Annotated in this window: 4 protein-coding genes and 1 tRNA gene; 3 read left to right on the top strand and 2 right to left on the bottom strand. The window is 36.8% G+C overall.

All coding sequences use genetic code 11. The features are described from left to right. Positions 1-626: 626 nt before the first annotated feature. Positions 627-701, bottom strand: a tRNA-Pro gene (locus tag VKY50_RS02865). Positions 702-906: 205 nt separating this feature from the next. On the opposite strand from VKY50_RS02865, the gene VKY50_RS02860 reads away from it, so the two are divergent. The 3 genes from VKY50_RS02860 (at position 907) to VKY50_RS02850 (ending at position 4425) form a co-directional block, all read left to right on the top strand. Further along, positions 907-2022: a PQQ-dependent sugar dehydrogenase gene (locus VKY50_RS02860; protein WP_324298650.1), complete on the top strand. Its 1116-nt coding sequence runs from the start codon at positions 907-909 to the stop codon at positions 2020-2022. 134 nt (positions 2023-2156) lie between these two features. After that, the gene (locus tag VKY50_RS02855; RefSeq protein WP_324298648.1) at positions 2157-3347 is read left to right on the top strand and encodes an MFS transporter; all 1191 of its coding nucleotides are present in this window, start codon (positions 2157-2159) and stop codon (positions 3345-3347) included. An 85-nt stretch (positions 3348-3432) separates the two neighbouring features. Next, complete coding sequence (locus VKY50_RS02850; protein WP_324298646.1) at positions 3433-4425, top strand: UDP-glucuronic acid decarboxylase family protein; 993 nt, start codon at positions 3433-3435, stop codon at positions 4423-4425. Between the two features lie 27 nt (positions 4426-4452). Here VKY50_RS02850 and VKY50_RS02845 read toward each other — a convergent pair whose 3' ends face one another. Further along, entirely contained in the window at positions 4453-5142 is a 690-nt protein-coding gene (locus VKY50_RS02845) for an NUDIX hydrolase (protein ID WP_324298644.1), read from the bottom strand. Positions 5143-5344: the final 202 nt, after the last annotated feature.

Here is a 5344-nt window from a genome sequence, read left to right as displayed (position 1 = left end):
AGATTGCTAAAATCCAATTCAGATATATTTATGATTAAAAGAATTAAACCAACAATCATAACAATATAAGCTCCTGTTTTTTTTGTCATTTTATTTTTAATTTTAATTGATTTCGAGTGCGTTCTGCAATGAATGGCAACGATTCAGTATAAACGCAGTAGCGGAGCAGAGAAGCACAAGTCTTTCCGTTTAGCAACTGCCTTAGTCAAAACCTTATTTATTTACTAATTTACAAAAAAGGAAATCAGAATAAGGATTTGACGGGTAAAAAAAGTACAGCCTTTTGGTTAAGCAATTTCCCGCTATTGCGTTTATACCGTGTTGGCAACTGGCTTTCCCGCTTGGTTTGTTTTCAATCAGCTATTTACTTTCCTTGCTTGACTTTTTCTGATTAAGATGGACTTTCATTTTAAATGAATGATTCAGTGAAACAAAACGAAAGTCCAATCACAAGAGCTAGCGGTCGCTCCCAAGTACAAGGTAATAAAAAATCGGTTACCAGATAGGTAACCGATTAGGTAACTTTTTCATTGATTTTAAATACAATCAAATGTTTTTAATAAAAATGCAATTAACTGAATTTCATTTGTTTACATTTTTATTATAGCTTTTTAAAGGCTGTTTTGTCGGGGTGGCAGGATTCGAACCTGCGACCTCCGCGTCCCAAACGCGGCGCGATAACCGGGCTACGCTACACCCCGTATAAAATTTCAGTACTTTCTATTCTTCAGAATAGAATTTGCGGTTAAGCGGGCACAAAAATATTATTCTTTTTTCGAATACACTAATAAATTCTTTAACTTTTTTCGCTAAATTTTAATTTAACATATGTTTAAGAGTTGCCCTCTGAAAGATGTGGTAAATTTTTATCTAATTTACCAAGCTTAATTATCAAAAAATTCAATTATGAAAAAGTATGTTGCTTTAGCTTTATTTGTTGTCATTCAGGTATCGTGTGCTCAGAATGATAAAACAATAAATACTCCAGATCAAATCACCTATGATGTCGAGACTATTGTAGAAGGGATTAATATTCCTTGGGGGATGGCTTTCTTACCAAATGGAGAGCTACTGGTTACAGAGAAGTCAGGCAAGTTGTATAGGGTAAAACATGGAGAGAAAACAGAAATCACACATACTCTTCAAGTATATAACAGAGGACAAGGGGGGCTTATGGATGTAGTTCTCCATCCTGATTACGACACCAATGGATGGATTTATTTTTCTTATGCCAGCGATGAAGGCGAAGGTGATGGGGGGCATACCGCAATTGCCAGAGCTAAATTAGATGGAAATAGTTTAACCGAGGTAGAACAACTATACAAAGCAACACCTAATACAACCAAAGGACAGCATTTTGGTTCTCGTATTACATTTGATAATGAAGGTTACCTTTACTTTTCAATAGGGGAGCGTGGAGAAAGAGACGTAAATCCACAGGACATAACAAGAGATGGTGGGAAAGTCTACCGTTTATATGATGATGGTCGTGTACCAGAATCAAATCCATTCTATGACACACCTGATGCAGTCAAAGCAATATATTCCTATGGACATAGAAATCCACAGGGAATGTTGACTCATTACAATACTGGAGAAATTTGGGTACATGAGCATGGTCCTCAGGGTGGCGATGAAATTAATGTAGTCAAAAAAGGAGCTAATTTCGGATGGCCTGTCATTAGTTATGGAGAGAATTATGATGGAACTTCCTTTACTGAACTTACAGCGAAAGAAGGTATGGAGCAACCATTGTACTATTGGGTTCCCTCCATCGCTCCAAGCGGAATGACTTTTGTGACCTCAGACATCTATCCAGATTGGAAAGGCGATCTTATGGTAGGTTCCTTAAAGTTTGGTTATTTAGAAAGACTTGAATTCGAAAACAATAAAGTCACCTATCGTGAAAAACTAATGGAAGGACTTGGTAGAATCCGTGATGTTAGACAAGGTCCTGATGGCTACTTGTATATTGGAGTTGAAGGTACAGGTATCGTAAAATTGGTTCCGAAGTCTGAATAATCTGTCTTGCATATAACTAAGTAAACTATTATGAGAGGTTTTATTGGGTATTATTTCACATAAACTTGACAATTAAGCACAAGTGTTTGAGATAAATTTAGTGTATTTTTGCCTATTGAAATTTGGGTAAATATATGTCTATTACAAACAAAAAAGCATTATTAGCATTAGCCATTGGAGGATTCGGTATAGGGATGACTGAGTTTGTTATTATGGGAATCCTTCCAGATGTTGCAGGAGCATTAGATATAAGTATACCACAGGCTGGGCACTTTATATCAGCATACGCTTTGGGCGTTGTGATCGGAGCACCACTGTTAACGGTTATCGGAAATAGGTGCGCACCTCACAAGATGTTACTGTACTTAATGGTTTGGTTTACCATATTTAATACCCTATCAGCTTTTGCCAATAATTACGGCTTATTGTTAATAGCTCGATTTCTATCGGGTCTTCCTCACGGTGCTTTTTTTGGTATTGGAGCAGTGGTAGCAGGGAAACTTGCCAATGAAGGAAAGTCCGCTAAGGCCATTGCTACCATGTTTACTGGATTGACACTAGCCAATGTAATTGGGGTGCCTCTTGGAACCTATGTAGGGCATCACTTTCACTGGAGTATTTCATTTTTAATAGTTGGTGTAATAGGTGTCTTAACCATGCTAAGTATTCACTTTTGGATGCCCGCAATTGAGACAAACCAAAAACAAAATATTAAAAGTGAGTTTAAAGTCTTTAAAAAATTGGATTTTTTGGGGATAGTTCTTTTGACAACCATAGGTACTGGAGGGTTCTTTGCTTGGTATAGTTACATCGCTCCATTGATAACCGAAGAAGCAGGATTAAGCTCAAATTTAGTCAGCTATGGCATGATCATCGCAGGTTCTGGAATGGTTATCGGTAATTTTATAGGTGCAAAATTAGCGGAGCTGTTTTCACCATTAAAAGCGGTGATTATCAGTCTGGTAACCATGATGCTTATGTTGTTATTAAACGTGGTAGTTGCACCCACAGGTATAGCTGTTCTTGTGATGACCTTCATAATTGGAATGGTAGCTTTCACGGTATCTACTCCAATTCAGATGGCGGTGATCAACAGTGCAAAAGGTTCAGAAATGTTAGGTTCATCTGCCAATCAGAGTGCCTTTAATATGGGGAATGCATCGGGGGCTTATTTAGCTGGATTACCGATTGCCTTCGGCTATGGATTTACTTCCGCGAGCCTAGTAGGGGCTGCCTTGGCAGGATCTGGTGTAATTCTTGCTTTGGTGATTTTGTATTTTAGAAATCAAAAAGTAGGCAAGGAGAAAATAGCCCTACAAGATTAAAAAATAATAATTATTCTAGAACCGATCTATTGAATCGGAAATTATTTCAAATTTAGTTACCTTCGCTTTAAAGAGACATTTTGAAGTGGATAAGAAGAGAATTTTAATAACTGGTGCAGCTGGATTTTTGGGCTCACACCTATGTGATCGGTTTATTAAAGAGGGTATGTATGTTATCGGCATGGATAACCTTATCACTGGAAGTTTAAATAATATTGAACACCTGAGATCCAATGTGGATTTTGAATTCAGGCATCATGATGTCACCACCTTTGTGGATATTCCCGGTCCTCTTGACTATGTTCTTCATTTTGCTTCACCAGCAAGTCCAATTGATTATTTGAAAATTCCAATTCAGACCCTAAAAGTAGGAGCAATAGGAACTCATAATTTATTGGGGTTGTCTAAGGATAAAAACGCCAGAATACTAGTAGCCTCTACCTCCGAGGTATATGGCGACCCATTGGTTCACCCACAAACAGAATCATATTACGGAAATGTTAGCCCTGTTGGTCCAAGAGGCGTATATGATGAGGCAAAGCGGTTTATGGAGTCTATTACCATGGCTTATCATAGATTTCATAATCTAGATACCCGTATCGCACGAATTTTTAATACCTACGGTCCTCGCATGCGTTTAAACGATGGGCGGGTCATACCAGCATTTATTGGACAGGCTTTGCGAGGTGAAGATTTAACAGTTTTTGGCGATGGTAGCCAAACAAGATCGTTTTGTTATGTGGATGATCAGATAGAAGGCATTTACCGTTTATTGATGAGTGATTATCACTACCCTGTAAATATTGGAAATCCAACAGAGATTTCCATAAGAGATTTTGCAGAAGAAATTGTAAAACTAACGGGGTCAAATCAGAAAATAGTGTACAAGCCACTGCCTAAAGATGATCCTCAGCAACGTAGACCAGATATTTCTAAAGCAAAAGAAATTCTTCAATGGGAGCCAAAAGTTGATCGAGAAATTGGAATGCAACGTACCTATGAGTATTTCAAAAGCTTACCAATAGAGGAGTTGTATAAAAAGGATCATCGTGATTTTGCAGATCACAATAAAAAATAATGTGAAAATTTTATTTAAAAAATCAGATTAGATCTTAAAGGTGAAACCGTCTTCCACTTTTTTGTCATACTTCTCTTTATCAAATTCATATAAGAACGAGCCCTTTCTAGAGGAGGACATATCCTTTTCATTTAATTTGATCAGAATATCCAAATTGTTGATTTTGTTGATAAAATTCCTCTTATCTAATTTTTCATCTAGAATTGCCTCATAGAGCTTTTGAAGCTGACGCATAGTAAATTTTTCTGGGAGGAGCTCAAATCCAATAGGCTTAGTAGAGGTTCTGTATCGAAGTCTCCTAATGGCGTGATTAACCATAGCATTATGGTCAAAAATCAATTCTGGAGCTTCTTTTACGTTAAACCAACGCGCTGAGTATTTTTCAATAAGACCTTCGTTGTGATCCTCAATATTAATTAGTGCATAATAAGCAACAGAAATGGTACGTTCCACTGGATCCCTGTCAACTTTGCTAAAGCCGTATAGTTGCTCCATGTAAATGTTATTAATTCCCGTAAGGGTCTTAAGGATCCTATTAGCTGCATCATCTAAGGTTTCGGCACGTTTTAGAAAGCCGCCCATTAGGGACCATTTTCCTTTTTCAGGTTCGAAGTCTCTTTTAATTAAAAGTATTTTAAGTTCTTCTTTGTCAAAGCCAAAAATGATACAATCGACTGCTAATAAAACTTTATCCTCTTTACTATAACTATTTAACATGTGGGTAAATTTATACAAAACAGGTGTAAAACTACGCTTTTTTTTGGCAAATTCAATCTCTTAATTTTTTAACAGCGCAGTGAGGATCGATGTTCATTGAGTATTATGCATTTTTGCTACAGATTGGTGATTAATTGTCTAAGGATTTATTTGTATTTGTTAAAAATTATTAATTAATTTGGAAATGTAAAAACAACACTTA

This window comes from Galbibacter sp. (assembly GCF_035306585.1).
Lineage (GTDB): Bacteria > Bacteroidota > Bacteroidia > Flavobacteriales > Flavobacteriaceae > Galbibacter.
This window is presented reverse-complemented; position numbering and strand designations above follow the sequence as displayed.